10 protein-coding genes are annotated in these 18765 nt (G+C 42.0%); 4 read left to right on the plus strand and 6 right to left on the minus strand.

Translation table 11 applies throughout. The features are described from left to right. Positions 1 to 1360: 1360 nt before the first annotated feature. The 4 genes from ACGTJS_RS00065 to ACGTJS_RS00080 form a co-directional block, all read right to left on the minus strand. Positions 1361 to 5887 carry a hemagglutinin repeat-containing protein gene (locus ACGTJS_RS00065; RefSeq protein WP_410472440.1) on the minus strand — a complete coding sequence of 1509 codons (4527 nt, stop codon included), beginning with the start codon at positions 5885 to 5887 and terminating at the stop codon, positions 1361 to 1363. Continuing rightward, the gene (locus ACGTJS_RS00070) at positions 5872 to 8910 is read right to left on the minus strand and encodes a beta strand repeat-containing protein (protein WP_410472441.1); all 3039 of its coding nucleotides are present in this window, start codon (positions 8908 to 8910) and stop codon (positions 5872 to 5874) included. Before ACGTJS_RS00070 ends, ACGTJS_RS00065 begins: the two co-directional genes overlap by 16 nt. Continuing rightward, the gene (locus tag ACGTJS_RS00075) at positions 8850 to 11300 is read right to left on the minus strand and encodes a filamentous hemagglutinin N-terminal domain-containing protein (RefSeq protein ID WP_410472442.1); all 2451 of its coding nucleotides are present in this window, start codon (positions 11298 to 11300) and stop codon (positions 8850 to 8852) included. Before ACGTJS_RS00075 ends, ACGTJS_RS00070 begins: the two co-directional genes overlap by 61 nt. 251 nt (positions 11301 to 11551) lie before the next feature. Next, positions 11552 to 12295 (minus strand): ISAs1 family transposase, encoded by a 744-nt coding sequence (locus ACGTJS_RS00080; protein ID WP_410473285.1) that lies wholly within the window; start codon positions 12293 to 12295, stop codon positions 11552 to 11554. A gap of 58 nt (positions 12296 to 12353) precedes the next feature. On the opposite strand from ACGTJS_RS00080, the gene ACGTJS_RS00085 reads away from it, so the two are divergent. Genes ACGTJS_RS00085 through ACGTJS_RS00095 form a run of 3 tightly spaced genes read left to right on the plus strand, consistent with a single transcriptional unit; the run spans position 12354 to position 16538 of the window. Next, positions 12354 to 15464 (plus strand): hemagglutinin repeat-containing protein, encoded by a 3111-nt coding sequence (locus ACGTJS_RS00085; protein ID WP_410472443.1) that lies wholly within the window; start codon positions 12354 to 12356, stop codon positions 15462 to 15464. Then, positions 15448 to 16107 (plus strand): DUF6862 domain-containing protein, encoded by a 660-nt coding sequence (locus tag ACGTJS_RS00090; RefSeq protein ID WP_410472444.1) that lies wholly within the window; start codon positions 15448 to 15450, stop codon positions 16105 to 16107. Before ACGTJS_RS00085 ends, ACGTJS_RS00090 begins: the two co-directional genes overlap by 17 nt. Further along, positions 16107 to 16538: a hypothetical protein gene (locus ACGTJS_RS00095; protein ID WP_410472393.1), complete on the plus strand. Its 432-nt coding sequence runs from the start codon at positions 16107 to 16109 to the stop codon at positions 16536 to 16538. Before ACGTJS_RS00090 ends, ACGTJS_RS00095 begins: the two co-directional genes overlap by 1 nt. A gap of 271 nt (positions 16539 to 16809) precedes the next feature. Here the strand turns inward: ACGTJS_RS00095 and ACGTJS_RS00100 are convergent, their stop codons facing one another. Continuing rightward, the gene (locus ACGTJS_RS00100; protein ID WP_410471877.1) at positions 16810 to 17652 is read right to left on the minus strand and encodes an integrase core domain-containing protein; all 843 of its coding nucleotides are present in this window, start codon (positions 17650 to 17652) and stop codon (positions 16810 to 16812) included. 64 nt (positions 17653 to 17716) lie between these two features. Here ACGTJS_RS00100 and ACGTJS_RS00105 point away from each other — a divergent pair, with 64 nt between their 5' ends. Beyond that, positions 17717 to 18067 carry an integrase core domain-containing protein gene (locus tag ACGTJS_RS00105; RefSeq protein WP_410472394.1) on the plus strand — a complete coding sequence of 117 codons (351 nt, stop codon included), beginning with the start codon at positions 17717 to 17719 and terminating at the stop codon, positions 18065 to 18067. A gap of 5 nt (positions 18068 to 18072) precedes the next feature. On the opposite strand, the gene ACGTJS_RS00110 is transcribed toward ACGTJS_RS00105, so the two are convergent. Further along, positions 18073 to 18759, minus strand: coding sequence for a hemagglutinin repeat-containing protein (locus ACGTJS_RS00110; protein ID WP_410472395.1), 687 nt, complete (start codon positions 18757 to 18759; stop codon positions 18073 to 18075). Between the last annotated feature and the right edge of the window lie 6 nt (positions 18760 to 18765).

Genomic DNA, 18765 nt, shown 5'->3' on the forward strand with positions numbered 1-18765 from the left:
ACCCTCGCCATTTCTATCACCGCCATCAAGACCATTTAGGGCATCATTTTTTTAAAATACTGCCCAATCTTATAAGCGACTTGTGGGCTTACTGCTCTTACTGTGTCGCCTAGTATACCATTTGAGTTGGGAGCGTACAAGACGGAGGTGATGCCGTCAAAGAGTGTTAGGTTTGTTCAATTTTTTTAGTATTCTTCAGAATTAGTTTAAATTTTCAAAAATACTTTAAATATGCATCCTTGCACTATATAATACATGAAAAACCAAACAAACCATAATTATTCCATACCAAATCAGAGAAAATTTAATATAAAATTTTCTATTGATTATGTAATGCCTTAGCAATAAAAATTGCTGGCATAAACCAAAGCATAATAAATGATACTCCATAAAAAGCATCTTGCATATTTCTAAATCTAGTTGCGTAAACAATAAAGAATCATGATCGTCAAAAAATCAAATAAAAGAAACAAAAACAAAGAAATACTGGGAAATATGCCTACACATGAGTATGTAAATAAATTTTCTTTGATGAATTTTATCTATTTTTTTAAAAATATCAGAAATCAATTTTAGGTACACAAAAAATCCAAAATACCGAAACTATCATATAGTAAAAATTATAACGAGCAAGAGTAAAGTGATTACATCTATCATTTTTGACATTCCTGCACTTCAGGCATATCTTTACAACCAGTATTAAACCTATGTTGAGGGTTTAAGAATTCACCACCAACTTGATGATCTACATACCATTGAGTAACAGGTAACCATGAATTGTAATATTTTTTCATGAATTGTTTGCAATGCTGGGTCATATTGTTCATTATACAATCTTTTGTAACTCCAACTATTTGTTTTCATTCTGATAATTTTGTAAATATACTGAAATTCTGGTTTTCCCTTTTTCATAATAGCATCACCAGCCTCGGAAATCCAACCAGAAAACCAGTGTTATCAGCTATCTTTAACTGACCTCTCGAATGTTTTTCTGCCACTCTAAACCAAGGTTGTCCTGTATAACCATACATTGCTCCATAATAGTTTGTTAAATCATCAAGCGTTTTGATTGCACATAACCAAAATAATTAGCAATCTTTAATGCATTTTTTGTAGAATCATTTATATCACTGGATTTTGGCATAATGATTGCGTTTTGTTCCAATATATTCCAATGCAGATTTCATCTGTTGGTTAAAGGAATAATAACTGGGTAGCTGTACAAGTTTGTTTTAATTTTAAATCTTGTTCTTTGGATATCTTGTCATACTGTAAGTTACAGTTTTCTAGCCCTCTCTAATACAGAATTTGTTGTTAACTGACATGACTCTAAATAATTCCCTTGCGTCTGCCCCAATTATTAGCAGTACTCGCTGTACTGTCGCCAATGGTTGCTCCTAGTCCTGCAGAGAGTAAGTAGAGTGATGTCTCTGGTTTCTTTGTTAAATCCTTGTTCTGTGAGATATTCGTCAATTTTTGGGATGGTGTAGGCGGTTGTGCCTGCAGACAGTCCACCTTGTATTGTTCCTGTCGCCAACAATCCAGTTGCTGTATGCAAAGCCACACGGTAAATACCGCCCTCACCCCACTTATCGGCTTCTTCAGTATTTCCTGCATGAATAAGTTCAAGTTGTTTTTGTCCTGCATAATCTCCGACCATTTTCGGAGCTTCCTGCCCAAACGCTTGCGTAATCTGAGTTTGATTGTTAAGTTCAGCATTTAACTGACCTGCATTAAACGTATTTCTTAACGGCTCATTGAGTATGCCTACAGTCTTATTCGTCACCTGCGACTGCCCTGCCATCCCTGTCACCGCCCCATACGTGGTACTGGTATCACTATCCCCCACCTTACCATAACCAATACCGCTGATAGACGGCGAAGCTAACCCTGTTTTGTTGGCATTTAACCCTGCACTGATACCGCCACTTATCGATTGACCGTGATAATGAATGTGGTTTTGTATATCACCGACTTCTAACCCACCTTTAAACTGAGTCTGATTCGCTTCAGGGGTGGCAGTGGTAAAATATGCCCCATTAAAAGAGCTTTTACCATCAACCACCATATCAGAAGATTGGTACTGTAGCCCTGTCTGCTCAGTCACTTGGGCTAAGTCCATGGAGAGATTGGATTTACCGCCATTGATACTCACATTTTGTGGGATGCCTTGCATAGACACGTCGGCACTAAAGCCTACATTTTTTTGTTTACCGTCATATTTAGCGGTATCTTGACGACTGGTCGCAATAATCCCGCCACCGATGTGACCTGTGGCATAATCACCTTTCACCACCGCACCATCAAGCACCAAGTTACCACCGATGTTTTGATAGGTTGTACCACCGACATTGATATGAGAGTTGGCATTGGTGGTGGTTTCGCCATTGCCATAACCTTTTGCCATATTGGCATTGGCAGTAATACCTGCTCCATTTTGCGTGCTGGCATACACCCCAATGCCAAAGCCATTAGATTTATTACTGGTACGGTCATAGCCTGTACTGGATGCGGCTTGGTAAATCACATCACCTTCAACGTTATTATACAAGTCTCCCACTAAGTTGATGTCACTGCCTGTCACAGTAAAGTCACTGTCTTTACCTTTGCCTGCAATGTTTAACACTAAGTTATTGGCATCAATGCTTGATGCCTCATTTTTACCTGATAGGCTATCTTGCACGCTTTTGTTGGATTGACTGCCAAGTGTGGCTTGAATGCGAGTATTGCCTACCCCAGCTAATCCTTCTTTGCTTAACTCACTTTTTTGTAAGCTATCAACAGCACCTTGTACGCCTTTATCTAAGGTACGCAGCTTACTAAAGCCTGCAATACCCGCCATGACTTTCATTTTCTCACTGTTGGTGGTTTCACCCGCTTTCAGTAGACTATTAATGCTTTGAGCCTGATCGATTAAGCTATTAGACACACTCACGGTTAATCCGCTGGTTTTTTGGCTTTGGATATTGTGTGTTTGCGTTGTGGCAGTAGTATTACTCACGTTTGCCGATTTGGCATTAATCACCACCGTGCCATAATTGAGATCATGCACATTGTTCGTGGTTTGGTTTTTGGCATAGACTTTACTGCCAGTTTGCTGATAATGCTCACCTGCCGTGATAATGGTGTTACCATTTTTAGTTCCGACAATGCTACCAGTATGTGACACACTGTCCGTGCTGTTTTGATTTTGGGTTCTTTGTGTGCCAATGGTGAAGCTGGCACCCCCATTGCCAAATAGCCCAGATTTTTTCTCGCCATGACTGCTACTTTGATGTTCAGTGTTAGTCGCTGCATCAATGGTGACGTTTTTTCCACCCTTGATATAGGTGCCTTGCTGACTGATTGCATCGGTTGCCGTTAAATGCACGTTGTTTTTGGCATCAATGATGACACGGTTACCATTAATACTGCCTTTGATGGCTAAATCATTGTTATAACTGTAGTTGTCTTGGTTGGTTTTCTTACTTAACCAGTTTCTTTGGGTGGAGCGACTAGCAGTTTCTACGTTATTGGTTTCTCGACCTTCTTTAAAGCTGATATCCCCATTGTCCGCTTTAAGATAGGTTGTCCCATCTTCACTGTGAATGGTCGCTGCCGTACCAGTAATGTTGCCGTTTTTTGAGCGGATGATGGTGTCACCTTGGCCTACCACCACACTGCCAACATCTTCAGTATGCCCAGCTTTGATATAGTTGTTGTTATCATGAATGGCGTTGGTTTGATAACCAGTGTTGACGGCATTAAAGGCGATATTGCCACTGCTAATCAGTTGGGTGCTACCACCATGGTTAATCAGCTGACTGGCATTGAAGCTCGTGTTACCTGCCACATCAATGGCTAACGTGGTCAGTGGGTTGCCTTCATTATCCACTTGACCTTTTAAGCCATCTCCCACGTAGATGCTGGCAATTTGGTCAAGCCCAGTACGCCAAGTATTACTTTTGTTTTTTGAGCTTTCTGTGTGATATGTCGTTGAGGTGTTGTTTAAATTACCGCCCACACTCATTGACATAGCACTGTTAGCTTTGATGGTACCACCAATGTTGTTGGTGTCTTTTTTACTATTGATTTGGATAAAGTTACCTTGAATGACACCGCCAGCATTGTTATTGACATTGTTGGCACTCACACGCAAGGCATGATGTCCCACAATGTTACCTGAATTGCTTAAATCCCCTGTGAGTTGTAGGTCAGTGTTGTAACCCGCTACTAAACTGCCATCCCCTTTGATGTCACCAACATTGGAGCGTACATAGACTTTAGGGACGAGGGCTTTTTGGGTTTGTCCATTAGGTAATGTCATGTCTTGTTCAACCAGCCAGACAATATCGGTGGTGAGCTGTGCCACCTGAGAAGCGGTCAGGGCAATACCTGGGCGTAGGTTTAACGCATTGGCACTGGTAATCCCATTGTCCATCAAGGCTTGGTACATGGCATCGTCACTGCGGTAGTCACCTAAGAAGCGTTTACCAGTGAGCACCATGATTTGATCACGAATCATGTGTTGTTCATAGTAGCCATCTCCCAGGCGTTTGTGCATATTGTCCTGATTGAGCCCCAAGCGTTTCATCATGTAGTCGGATGATAACCAGTTTTTATAACCGGCAAACGCAGGGTCAGTGACGATTAGATAGCCGTTGGGGTTGTTGGGGTCGATTTTGTAGAGAGCACTGTTGGGTAAGCTGACAGTACTTTGGGTGCGAATTTCTTGAGCTTTTTGGGTATTGATGCTTTGGTTTAGTTGGTTGATAAGGTCACTTAAGGTGGCGATATCAACTTTTTGTCCTCCTTGTTGGGCAACCACTAAGTCAGCTAGCTGTTTTTGTTGCTCAGCGGTTAGGTTGACTGGGTTGGTTTTAGTGAAGTCCTGTAAGGCTTTGATGGCGTCTTGGACCCTAGCAAGGCTTGCACGGTCAACTTGTGTGCCGTTATTGGCTGTTTTGACGACTGTTAGGAGCGTTTGTAAATTGCCAATCGCTTGGTTGACAGCTGCCACTTGTTTGGTATCAATTTGAGCTTGATTGGCTTGATTTTGATTGGCAACTGTGACCGCGGTGACATACACGCCACTAACTGGATTATTAATGTTGAGAATTTTTAAATCATAAGGAGTACCTGTTGTTTTAGGATTCAGCGGTTGAGCCATATCTAATGGGGTTGAATTAGTATTTGTACCCCATTTTCCTTTGTAACACCAATTCCCTATACTCCTCCGACAGGTTTCATAAGGGCTATAATGGGTACCATTAAAATTCTCGTAACTGTATTTGGGAGTGATAGTTGTGGCTTCAGCATCCACATTGCCTGCTTGACCATTTACTTTAATGGTACCGCCAGCAATAATTTGGCTTTTATTGGTGTTAAATTTACCCAAGTCAAATACCATGTTACTACCCGAAACAATTCGACTCGGGTCACTAGTCACGGTGTCTTGCCCACTTAATAGCTCTGTATATTTGTAGCCATAATAATTATCATATAGCTCACCCGTTTTTAGAATTTTTAATCTATGGCGTCCGTCATTGTTATCTTCAGACGTAATTTCAACTACTTTTTCATTATAAATTGGATTACTACCATCACCTGAAATGCTATACTCAACTATCGGATTATTTTCAAGGACCTTTAACGCTGTTTTAAAATCCGCATTGATATTATTGAGTGTTTCAGTGGCAATCTGCATCGCACCCAATGACTCAATGGTTGCCCCACGGTTGGTCACGGTGGTGGCTTTGCCAGTGGCATGATTCTCGCTGTCTAAATCACCCCCAATGTGCAACTCACCATTACTTAAAATCTGAGCTTGACCATTAAAATCACTGTTAAATTTACCACGACGTGCCGTATTTGGGTTATTGTTTAAGGTTTTTACCCCAATGTCCAAGCGTTCACGAGCGCAATTACTGGGGCAGAATTAAGCGTATTGCCTGGGGTGTTATTAAGCGTATCGGCTTTAATCGCTAAATGCGTGCCATAGATACGACCCTCACTTAAATTATTCACCGCATTGCCAGCAGTAATCAAGGTGTCATTACCATTAATTAACCCATGATTGTTGATATCACCAGTGGCGTTTAATAACGTGGAGGCATTACTGACTAATTCACCGGTTTGGGTGTTGTTAATGTCTTTGGCATTGACCGTCAGTTGTTTGTCAGCAGATAACGTACCGTCATTATTTACATTGCCTTGAGTGGTGATGGTTAATTCATTGGCGAGTAATTTATCACCTTTGGCATTGGTATAGTCAACCATTTGGTTAAGTGTCAGGCGATTGCCGCTGATTTCGCCGCCGTTGCTGATAGAACTAGCACTCAAGCTCGTCTCATTAGCTCGAATCACACCGCCAGCATTGGTAATGTTGCCCGTACTGCCTTGAGTGGTAATGGTTTTGGCTTCAATATGTCCGTTAGTGTTAGTTAGGCTTTGTCCCATCGCAACCTGGATGCCTTGATTGGCTAATAGTTGCCCTTGGATGTTATTCAAGGTTTGGGCATGAATCACTAAGTCATTACCTGCCACAATACCTTGATTGAGACTAACTTTGGTTAAATCTTGTTTGGTGTTTTGGTTATCAATACTATTGACGTTTAAAGTCATATTCTTAGTGGCACTGATAAGGCTACCGACTCCCGTGTTGGCTAAACCATTGGCGGTAATCGTGGTACTATCGCCCCACAGTTTACCGCTTTGGTTGTTGAGTGTGGCACTGGTGCCTGTGATGATTAACTGCTGATTACTGCCTATCACTCCTTGTTGATTGTTAATCTCATTGCCTGTGCTGGTGAGCGATAAGGCATCAGTAGCATTGATTAGACCTGATTGGTTGGAGATATCGCTTGCTTGCAATACGGCTTTGCCGTTGGCTAAAATCCCCCGACCTTCGCCTTGGGTGTTTTGGTTATCTAGCAAACCAGTCGTGGTTAAGGTTAGTTGACCATCTTTATCCGCTTGTTGGATACTGCCACCTTGGTTATTTAGGCTTTGAGCAGCTATAGTCACATTATTACCAATGACTTGACCAGCATGGTTGTCCATGACGCCTTGCGTGCTTGAGTTGATATTGGTTTGCGTGCTGATCACACCTTGGTTAGTTAAGGTTTGTTGGGTTAAGTTGATATCTTTGCCCGCTTGAATATTACCGCTCGCTTGGTTAGTCAGTTTTTGGCTGCTTGCGGTAATGGCATCTTGGCTGCTGATGGTAGCATTATTGTTTAAGGTGTCACCGCCGATGTTTAATGCTTGATTGCTATAAATTAAACCAGCATTGGTATTATTGAGGGTGTCTGCGTGGATATCAGCGGTGGTATTGGCTAATAGCTGAGCTTTCGTATCATTATTTAAGGTTCGTGCATTGACGTACAATGCTTGAGCACTTTGGAGTACAGCTTTTTCACCGCTGTTGGCTAGAATGCCAGCGTTTACGGTTAAATCACCTGTGCTGGCAATGACCTGACCTTGGTTATTATTTAAACTGCCTGCGGTGACGGAAAGTTGATCGGCTTGTATACCCCCAATATCATTGTTAAGCGTACCAGACACCGTGGCAGTTAGTTTGCCATTGGATAGCAGTTTGCCCGTTTGGCTATTATCAAGATTTTGGGCAATTAGCGTCGCTGTGCCAGTCCCGGCATGAATGACTTCGCCACCTTGGTTCTGGATATCGCCCGTTGCCATTAAGCTAAGATTGGTGGCATTGCCGCCTAAGTGACCTTGCTGATTGTCAATGGTACCCGTGGTTAATACAAAGTCTTGAGTGCCTGTTTGCTCAAGGGTGCCTCGTTGGTTGGACAGTGATTGCACTTTAAGTTGGTAACTATCGGCTTGCGTTATAGCGGCATTGTGGTTAAGGGCGTTGGCGGTGAAACTGGCTTGTTGGCTAACTTTGTTTTGTGATTGACTTAAATCGATATTACCCAAGGTGTTTAATGACAGATTAACCACTTGATTACGACTGCCGTGGTAGTCGAGTGCTGAACCCGTGACTGTCATACCCCCACTGGCAACATTGTTACCTTGGTTATGCTGTACACCAGTACTGGTGATGGTCAAGTGTTGTGGGGTGGTTGATAAGCTATTATCAGGGCTTAATCCTGCCACCAATCGACTACTTTGGGCTTGATTAAGTTCACCGGTTTGAATTGCTAAACGACCTTGGGCGGCAATCGTTGCTGTGTTGCTCAAATTAGTTTGGTTGTTGATATGCGTATTGGCTAAACTTGAAATGCTGCCACGATTGTTCAAGATTTGACTGTTAAGGTTTAAGTCCCCACGACTGGTTAGCTGAGCTGAGTTGGTGACCGCTTGAGCCGTTAGGACCAAGCTGCCATTATCACTGTAAATAACCCCGTTACCGGTATTGTTTAAATCACCCTTGAGGTTAAGTTGATTGGCTTTTACGGTTCCTGTGGTATTGCTAGCAACCACTTGACCGTCGGTATTGATTAGGGTATGTGCACTAACGGTTAAGCCATCCCCTTGAATTTGTCCTTGGCTATTATCAATATCGCCAGCAATCTGCCAGGTTTGATCGGCTAGGCTTAAGATATTGCCCTTGTCGCTGTTATTTACATTATTTGCGGTTAAACTTAACTGACCATTACCTGCATGTTCAATACGACCCGCTTTATTTTTTAACGTTGGGGTATTGATTATGAAGTTTTGGCTATTGGTGGCAATCTGACCTTGTTGGTTGCTAATACCGCCAGCGAAATTAAAGGTTAAGTCAGCAGTACCACTTTGTCTAATTGAGCCGCGTTGGTTATTTAGCTGGTTGCCTGTTAGTTGCAGGGTTTGACCACTTAGTGTACCGTCTTGGTTATTTAGCGTGCCTTTAGCAACCAGCGTCAACTGATGGATGGCGGTAAGGCTTGCCCCTTTCGTTGATAAATCCCCTTGGCTTGCCATCTCAATATCCGCGCTTGGGTTTTGTCGCCATTTAAGTCAGTTGGATTGCCTTGTAAGCTAGCTTTGCCGGTCGCAATATGGGTACCACTACTGGTGAGTATACCCACTGCATTCATGGTTAGGTTGGCTGGGGTGGTGCTTAAATTGCCTTGGGTGTCAATGCCTGCGGCTAATATGCCGGTGTTGTTGACGGTTTGGGCGTGAATATTGGTGTTGCCTTGAGCGGCGATTAAACCCGTAGCCGTGTTGGTCAGACTGCCCATGGTAAGCGTATTACCTGTGGTGCCATACAGTTGCCCACTGTTGGTAAGTGTCTGGCTGGTGGTGCTGAGTTTACCACCTGCTACCACACTGCCTTTGTCATTTTTGATATCGGTCGCATGTAAGCTCGCATCACCTTGAGCCATGATATGACCATTTTGGTTGGTCAGGTTGCCTTGGCTATCAAGGTTTAAATTGCCCTCCGCTTGAATCGTGCCTTGGCTGTTGTAAACTTGGGTAGCCGTGATGGTGGCTTGTTTGCCTTGAATACTGCCTTGTTGATTGTTTAATTCACTTGTGCTAAGGCTAATATCGCCTAGGGTGGCTAAGACACCTTGTTGGTTGTTAATTTGCGGGGCGGTGAGGCTAATCCCTTGTTTGGCAACAATTTGCCCTTGTTGGTTGTTAAAACGGGTTAACTGCCAATCGAGTTTGTCAAGTTGGATACGACTGTTGATGTTGTCAATTGCTTGGGTGTTTAATCCATTAACCACAATACTACCTTGGCGTTGATTGGTAACGCTTGGGCTGGTCACTGTCATGGCACCATTGGCAGTGATGACGGCATTATTGCCTTGGTTGACTAAATTGTCCGCTTGGATATTGCCATCGGCGGTTATGGGTGCAAGCACCGGTTGATGGCTGTCCGTTGTCGGTGTGGTAGCGGTTGAGTTTGCCACTTGCTTGGTTGATCCAGTTTGTGCGGTTGATGGGGCAGTGGCTAGGGTTGGGGTAGTCGTCGCTGGGTGCTTGTCGTATAGGCTTTGACCAATGACGGCGTTGTCTTGGTTGGTTAAGTGTTGACTGGTCACATCAAGTTTACCACTGCCGGTTTGTTCAATACGGCCTTGGTTGGCCAGGCTTGGGGTTTTTATATTGACTTGTCCGGCACTGATGAGCCCTGTGTTAGTGATTTGGCTTTGAGTAGTGGCATCGGTTTGGCCATGACTGCTAATGACGCCGCTGTTTTTAAGGGTTGGGCTGTCCAGTTTGACACTATCGGTGCTGCTGCTAACGGTGCCTTGGTTGTCAATACTACCGGTGTGTTTTAGATTTACCCCTTGTTTGGCGTTCATGGAGCCGGTGTTAATGAGGTTACCTTGGTTGTCTAGCGTGAGTGTGCTACTACTGCTGATGTCACCAGCATTGGTCACCCCCATACCTTTGTCGGTACCAATCAGACGAATTCTGCCAGCATACATGCCGCCTAGGCTTGAGATGTCTAAAGCCACGCCCGTGCTTTGATTGACACCGTTGTGACTAATTTTAGTGGTGGCTGGATTGGTTTCATAGCTAACCGTGTTGTTACCCGTAATGACATCAAGCTGTTTGCTGTAAACTTTAGCGTTAAGGGCAGTGGCTTGGCTAATCAGCTGGGTATAGTCGCTTTGGCTATCATCTAAGCCTTTGCCTTCAACGGTCATCTTACCGCTACCTATTTGAAATCCGGTTAAAGTGTCGTTGTTAAAGGTGGGTTTACCGGTGGTGAGCGTGGTACGAGCAGCGTTGATAAAACCACAGCCTGAGCAGGTGATACCCGCGGGATTGGCAATCACCAGTTCGGCTTTACTACCCGTAATTTCGGTGTAGCCAGCTAACTGGCTTGGATTACTAGAATTGACTTGGTTTAAGATGAGTTTGGCTTCACCTTTGGCAAGCCATGGGTTACCCTCTACCCAACCCGCAGTTTGGGTTTGTACATTGGTACGGCTGTTGTTAATAATAGCCCCATGCCTACCGATATCAAATTGACTAAAGGTGTTTTTAGAAACCCCTTGGCTATTTGGGCTTTGAATGTTAATTTGGGCTAAGCCATTGGCAGTGTTTAACACCGTGGCTTGCTCATTTTTAGGAGCACCCTTATCTGCAATGATTTGGGTCTGTATCTCAGCATAGGCAACGTTTGCTACTCCTATGCTGACAAGGACAGCAGCAGTGAGACTAACCCATTTGCTATAGCAATAGTACACGACCTCATTGCTTCCATCTAGTTGGCTGTCAGCTAAAACTACCTTGTTACTATTCGCACCTTGACTACCGGCTTTGCCTTGTGCCACAGTTTTTTCTGAGACAACAACTAATCGACCTAGGTGTTTGTTAAAGATAACACGATACAGACGGCTGTTCATATGGGGTTTCCTAATTTTTATCGGTATTTTAACCCCTATCCGTGTTTTTGTATAGTTTTTTAATAAATTAATAGGGTCTGCTATCGTTAAATTTAAGTTTAGTCTTTGATAAACAGTTGATGGCTTTTTCAATTTATAGTTATTTAAAATAGTAACTGGACAAAAAATAATGATAGAACAATTGGTATGGGTGGAAATAAGTCAAAACAAAAATCAGGCAGACCTAGAAAATCAACAGGGCAAAATCAAACTTACCCAACAAAAGTTTTACCGAATACAACTTGCTCAAGAATATCATGATTCCAACCACAACGCTTAACAATAGACTTAACACTACCCTTGATACCTGAAGACTTAATTAAAGACACCGAAGCCCTTCTAAACAAAGCCATATTCTTAGTAGCTTGTTGTTCACGAATACGACAGCTATCTTCTTTAAAAGTCACATCAAGCACATAATGTAAACTATTTTCAATCGCCCAATGTCGTTTGATAACATAATTAAGCTGTTCTGGATTAATAGATAATGAGCTAATGTAATACGCAGTTTGGGTCGTCTGTTCACCTGTTTTTTTATCATGTCTGATTCTGACAATCTCAATGATACTGTTTAGATAGGCACTGATTGAGTGGAGGGCGGTTAGTTTGTCATCACTGTTTTGGTAGCTTTGTTTTAAGGTTTTGCCATCAATGGCGATGATGGTTAGGTCTTGTTGTTCTCTGATACTGTTTATCCAGTTGATGTAGCTGTTTAGTAATGTTTCAGCTTCAATTAGGCTTATTACTCGTTTTATGGTTGAGGCGGATGGGATGCCGTTGTCGTAGCCCAAAAATTTTTTTAGCCATGTTTGTTTTTGTTTGCCAAATTCGCTAATTTCTTCCCAGCCTTCTGCTCCAGATAATATGCCACATAGTGTTAAAAATAGTATGTCTATTAGTCTGTGTTTGATGTTGATGTCTGTTCCTCGGTCTTCGATCTTCGATGATACTGAAATGTTCTATAAAGCTCATGGGTTCTCCTTTTTAGAAGTATTTTATGAGTTTTTTGTCTTTTTGACAATTTGTAAACTTTATTTTATTAATTTTGATTTTGCCCTGACCATCACCCTAAAAGACGGTAGCAAACAAACCGTACTCGTACCCAAAGTCTATGTGCGTGCCAACGTCAGTGACTTAAAAGGCGATGGTAGCCTTATTGCTGCCCGCAATGTCGACATGCAGCTGACTGGTGACCTATCAAACCAAGGTAACATTGTGGCACACAATGGACTGCGTATCAATGCCAGTAACCTTAACAATCAAAACGGTGGACTTATCCAAGGCAACTTTGTCCAAGTTAACACCAAAAATGATTTAAACAACATCGGTGCAACGCTTAAAGCAGGCAGTGCCATGGCACTGGATGTCGGTGGCAAACTCAATAACAGTAGCACCACCCATCATAGCGAAAGTCAAGCAGGTCAAAGCAATGCCTGGCGTACTGGTATCGACCAAATTGGTCAAATCTATGTCGGCGATGGCTTAAAAGATAAAAAGGATGAAAATGGTCGACCACTTACTACGCTTAGTATTGATGTGACGGGTGATGCCACCTTTAACGCCGCTCAACTGGTCAACGCTGGCGGTACCACCCGTTTGGTAGCGGAAGGGGATATCAAATTCAACGCTGTTAACACAGGCTATCAAACCAATGCCATTGGTGACAGCAACAACTACTATAAAGTGGGTCAAACCCAAGATATGGGTAGCGTCCTTGTGACCAGTGGCGACACCTTTATCAAAGGCAACAACGTTACAGGCACCGCCACGACCATCCAAAGTGGCGGCAACACCATCATCAATGCTGACAACAACATTGCCTTTAAAGAAGGACGAGCAACCCAAAACCTATCAACTGCAAATCGCACCACGGACAAAGGCTTCTTAAGCAGTAAAACCACCCAAGACCGCTACGACATGACCAGTGATACAGCCATTGGCAGTCACATTGATGGTGACAAAGTCTCTATCACTGCCAAAAATGACGTCCATCTCACCGCCACCGATGTCATTAGTGACCATGGTACCTATGTTAAAGCCGGCAATAACCTAACCATTGATGCCGCCGAAAATCGTTACAGCGAAAGCTCAAGCCATGACAAGAAAAAATCTGGCGTGTTTGGTACAGGTAGTGGACTTGGCTTTACCATTGGCTCACAAAAGACCCAAAACCAAAACAGCACTAAACAAACCTGGCATACTGGCAGCAACATTGGCACCAACGATGGTAACACCGTGCTGACGGCAGGTAACCATTACCAACAAACAGGTAGCGTGGTCTCAGCAGGTAATGAAAGCAACAACAATGTCCATGACTTAAGCCGTGGCACGGTCATTATCAATGCCAAATCAGCCACCATTCAAAATACCACGGCAACCACCGAAAGTCACAGCAGCCAAAGCCAAAAAACCACAGGCTTAACCGTGAGTGTATCAAATAGTCTAGTTGACCATGTACAGGGTATCAGAAGTGTGGTAAAATCTGGCGAAACCACCAACTCAGACCAAATGAAAGTCATGGCTGGGGTGGCAGCGGTTGCTAAAACCCGGACGCTAAGACACAGTGTACAGCAAAGTACCAAAGACTTTAATGACCCAAGCAAACATGCCCCAGATGGCACCAAGCTTGATGGTCAAAAAGACACGGCTGACAAATTGGGCAGTATTGGCAACACCCGTATTCAAGCAACTATCGGCAGTCAATCAAGCAAAAGCACCCAAGACAGTTTATCAGGCAAAAACGAAGCCTCACAAATCAATGCCAACAACGCCATCTTTAACATTCAAGGGGCAAGTAAAGATAGTGACTTAACCTTTATTGGCAGTGACTTAAATCTTAAAGGTGACCGCTACAACAACGTAGAAGGCGATGTTATTGAACAAGCTGCCACTGGCACTGGGTATGACCGTAGTACCAACAAATCAAGCGGCTATGGGATTGGGGTGTATGCTGATACCAAAGGCAGTGCAGGGATTAGTGCCAATGCCAATATGGCAAAAGCTTATGGTAATGGCGAAACTACCACCAATGCCAACAGCCATATCAATGTGGCAGGTACCACTTACCAAAACGTGGGTGGTGACTATGTCGTAGATGGGGCAGTGGAAAAAGGCAACCGTATGACGGGTCATATTGGTGGGGCAATTAAAGCCACCAGCCGTCAGGATACCGCTACATATGATGGTAAACAGACCAATGCTGGGTTTAGTGCAGATATTGATTTAGTCAAACAAGGAGCAGGGAGCAGTTTATCTATCAATGGCGGTCGTACTCGAGCAAACGCCGATTATGCAGCGGTGACTGAGCAGACAGGCTTACAGTATCAATCATCCGATGTGGTGGTAGAGGGTAAGAGTACGTTTAAGGGGGCGTACTTTACGACGGCAACGCCTGAGGCTAATAAAACCCAGTTTAAAGGTGGGTTAGAAGTTAGTGATATTGAGAACCATTCGGAGTATAAGGCGGATGGGATTAATGCTGGTTTGTCGGCTGAAACAGGTCAAAAACCTAAAATCAGTGGGGTCGGTTATGGTAAAGATGGTGACAGCCAAACCAGTACGACGTATGGTGCGGTGACTGGGGTTGCTGGTAAGTCGGATGTGACGACTGCCAATGTGGGTAGCCTTAATGAGGTTCTACAAAATAACTTTGATAAGGATAGGGTGAATGAGCAGATTAATGCTCAGGTTCAGATTAGCCAAGAATATGGTAAAGGAATTCCAAAAGCGATTGGGGATTATGCCAGTAATAAACAACTTGAGCTAATTAACCAAGGTAATATTGAAGAAGCTAAAAAATGGGGTGAAGGTGGTATTTATCGTGTGGCACTTCATACTTTATCAAGTGCTTTAGCTACAGGTTCGATTGAAGGAGCGGTCGCAGGTAGTGGCACAGCCATTGTTGTTCCTAAAGTTGATGAGTATTTAAAACAACAAGGTTATGATGAAGCAACTAGAGAAGCTGTTTTAGTTGGATTATCCGCTGGTATTGGTGGAGCTGTGGGTGATACTGCAAGTACTGCTAACAATGTTGGGCAGGTTGAGTGGAATTATTTGACGCATCGGCAACTGCAGGAAAAAATCTCGTGTGTTGGTACAAAGAAAGATTGTGCCCCATGTGGCTAAATATGATGAAATTTCTAGACAGCAAGATGAGCAACTAAAAAACATTTGCTCAAGCAATCCAAATAGCACCAGTTGTCATCTCATGATGCAAGACGCCTTGGAATATGTGGGAAAAAACAGAAGTCATTATGGAAAAGCAAGCGACATTAGAACATCTACTCAGAATGTTTTATCAGTTGCTAATTCTAGTGGCTATCATACCATCAACACTCTAAACGAACGAGCAAACTACTTTGGAGCTATGTATGGTTATACAGATCAGCCTTGGTTTAGGGTGGCGGAAAGTGAATCAAGAAGCTTTTTAAGCCTTAAGGGAGCGGATAAGTCTTTTTATTCAGATTGGATTGCAGAAGCTGGAGGGGTTATTATGCGAAATGGTAGGTCGGAATTTCAATATATTTATAATAATCATGTGGGGCAAAGTAACAGCTGGAGCTATGGGAGACTTGTAAATGAACAGCACGACCGAGAATTGCAAGCGGTACATGAGAGACATTATAATTCTTGGAAAAAGGCAAGTAAGTTTTTCGTGGATTCAGCTATAAAACTCAGAAGGCGGTCCAAATCTGGCGATTTTTTGAATCCAAACCACAGAGTTGATGTTGGTTGTGAGGGCATGAAAGAAGTTAAGGAATGTCAATAATGGATATGGGATATAAGCTTTTTGCCATAACTATGATTTTAAATTTTGTTTTCCTGATAACTTTTGGAGCATTAAGCTTTTTTCTATATATCTATTTATTGGCGAAAATTATTTCTCGTGGCATGAATAAAGCTCTTTTAGAAAAATATATCAGAATATTTTCGTTTTTTAGTATATTTCCATCAATAACTTTGATTGGCATATTAATTCTTTCTGTATTCAATGTATATGCATTGGTGGTTTTTGTTTCATTTATTGAAAGCGGCTTTCCGCTAGTTGCACTTATGATAGCATGGATAATGCCACCAATTTTTTTAATAATTAAACCATTGATATCAAAAAGACCGTATTTTTATAAGTTTTTTATCACTTGGTACGGATTAATTTCACTATTTTTATATTGCTCTATTTACACATTTATATTACCATGAGTTATCTTATAAATGGATTTAAAGTAATGCAAATAAATATATTAATTTTAAAGTTAGGCTTAAAGATATGACTGAGGTGCAAGGATGTCAAGAATAATAGATGTAATCACCTTGTTATTACTGGTTATTAATTTTTATTATATGATAAGTTTGGGTATTTTTGGATTTTTTTTGTATCTAAAATTACTTATTGATATTTTTTTAAAAAAAATAGATAAAATTAATCAAAGAAAATTGATTAACGTACTTTCATGTATAAGTTGTAAGAACCTCAAGCGTTATTTACACTTTGTTTAAAATAAAACTCCAACCACTCATAAGGAGTAAAGGTTTGAGTTTTGCCAGTAATATCATCTTTTTTAGTTAAAGATGAATGGGGTTTAACGGTATTATAGAAATTAAGAAATCTTGTTAATTCTTGCTTTCTATGTTCACTACCTGTAAATTCACATTGTTCATGCCACATTTCCATGAGCGTACGTATTACTCGTTCTGCTTTACCATTGGTTTGTGGTTTGGCAACTTTGGTGAATTTCTGATTGATGTTGTTATCATAACAGGCTTTGACAAATTCATGGTCTTTTGTGCCTTTATATTCTGTGCCATTGTCAGAATAAATCACCTCAATCGTATAAGGGCAAGGTTTAATAACTTGTTCTGTCAGAAACTTAGCCGCACTAAAAGCTGTTTTGTCTGGCATAATACAAGCATACAGTTCACGAGAATAATCATCAATGGCAACAAACAGATATTCTCTAGGGCTGTTGCTATTTTGTCCTTTGAGCAGTGGTAGGCGTTTTGTATCTACGTGTACCATCTCACCAGGATAGGATTTATTATAACGCTTGGCTTGTTTTTTGAGTTTGTCTTGTATACTCTTTTCAACTTTAGCTAAGCGTTTAATGCCAAATTTCGCTTGTTTAAAGCGATTATTGACACTGGTTTGTGGTTTTAGTAACTTCACTCTGGCAAGTTTCAATACCTTGTAGATTGTTGGTCTTGATACTTTGTATTCTTCAGCAAGTGATGTTACGCTTTGTTTGTTTTGATGATAGGCTATCCAAATAGCTTCTCTTTCAAACGGTAGCAGTCTGGTGTTTTTATGTATGTTCATTTGCAGTATTTTATCCTAAATACTGTAAATAACGCTAGGATATCTTACACCTTATACGATTGAGGTGATTTATTCTGACAATGGCACAGAATATAAAGGCACAAAAGACCATGAATTTGTCAAAGCCTGTTATAATAACAACATCAATCAGAAATTCACCAAAGTTGCCAAACCACAAACCAATGGTAAAGCAGAACGAGTAATACGTACGCTCATGGAGATGTGGCATGAACAATGTGAATTTACAGGTAGTGAACATAGAAAGCAAGAATTAACAAGATTTCTTAATTTCTATAATACCGTTAAACCCCATTCATCTTTAACTAAAAAAGATGATATTACTGGCAAAACTCAAACCTTTACTCCTTATGAGTGGTTGGGGTTTTATTTTAAACAAAGTGTAAATAACGCTTGAGGTTCTTACATCTTACCCTCTACCACCACATCGGATGATTGATACTGTAAGCCTGTCTGCTCAGTCACCGCTGCATAATCGGCGTTTGCTCGAGTACGACCGCCATTGATAGATAAACTGCTCCCTGCTCCTTGTTTGACTAAATCAATATCTGCACTAAACCCAGCATTGGTCTGTTTACCATCATATGTAGCGGTATCCTGACGGCTGGTGGCTTTAATTGCCCCACCAATATGACCCGTCATACGGTTGCCTTTTTCCACTGCCCCATCTACGACATAGTCACCACCCACGTTTTGGTAAGTGGTACCTGCCACATTGATATGGCTGTTGGCATTGGTGGTAGTTTCGCCATTACCATAAGCTTTTGCCATATTGGCATTGGCACTAATCCCTGCACTGCCTTTGGTATCAGCATACACCCCAATCCCATAGCCGCTTGATTTGTTGGTACTACGGTCATACCCAGTGCCAGTGGCAGCTTGTTCAATAACATCGCCTTCTACGTTGTTGTAGCGGTCACCTTTAAGATTTAAGTCACTGCCAATAAAGGTTAAGTCACTATCTTTACTTGCCCCTTGAATATTAAAGATGGCGTTGTTGGCATTGATTTGTGAGGCTTCGTTTTTGCCTGATAAACTGTCTTGGGTGCTTTTGCTTGATTGACGATGGGTAAGGTGCCTGGAACGCACCCTACA

The sequence above is a fragment of the Faucicola mancuniensis genome (genome assembly GCF_046523945.1).
In the GTDB taxonomy this organism is placed as follows: Bacteria; Pseudomonadota; Gammaproteobacteria; order Pseudomonadales; family Moraxellaceae; genus Faucicola; species Faucicola mancuniensis.

Bases quoted from the DNA above. Each gene is read 5' to 3' on its own strand.
- ACGTJS_RS00070 (WP_410472441.1), bottom strand. From the start codon at position 8,910: ATGGCAAGCCAAGGGGATTTATCAACGAAAGGGGCAAGCCTTACCGCC.
- ACGTJS_RS00075 (WP_410472442.1), bottom strand. From the start codon at position 11,300: ATGAACAGCCGTCTGTATCGTGTTATCTTTAACAAACACCTAGGTCGA.
- ACGTJS_RS00095 (WP_410472393.1), top strand. From the start codon at position 16,107: ATGGATATGGGATATAAGCTTTTTGCCATAACTATGATTTTAAATTTT.
- ACGTJS_RS00100 (WP_410471877.1), bottom strand. From the start codon at position 17,652: ATGAACATACATAAAAACACCAGACTGCTACCGTTTGAAAGAGAAGCT.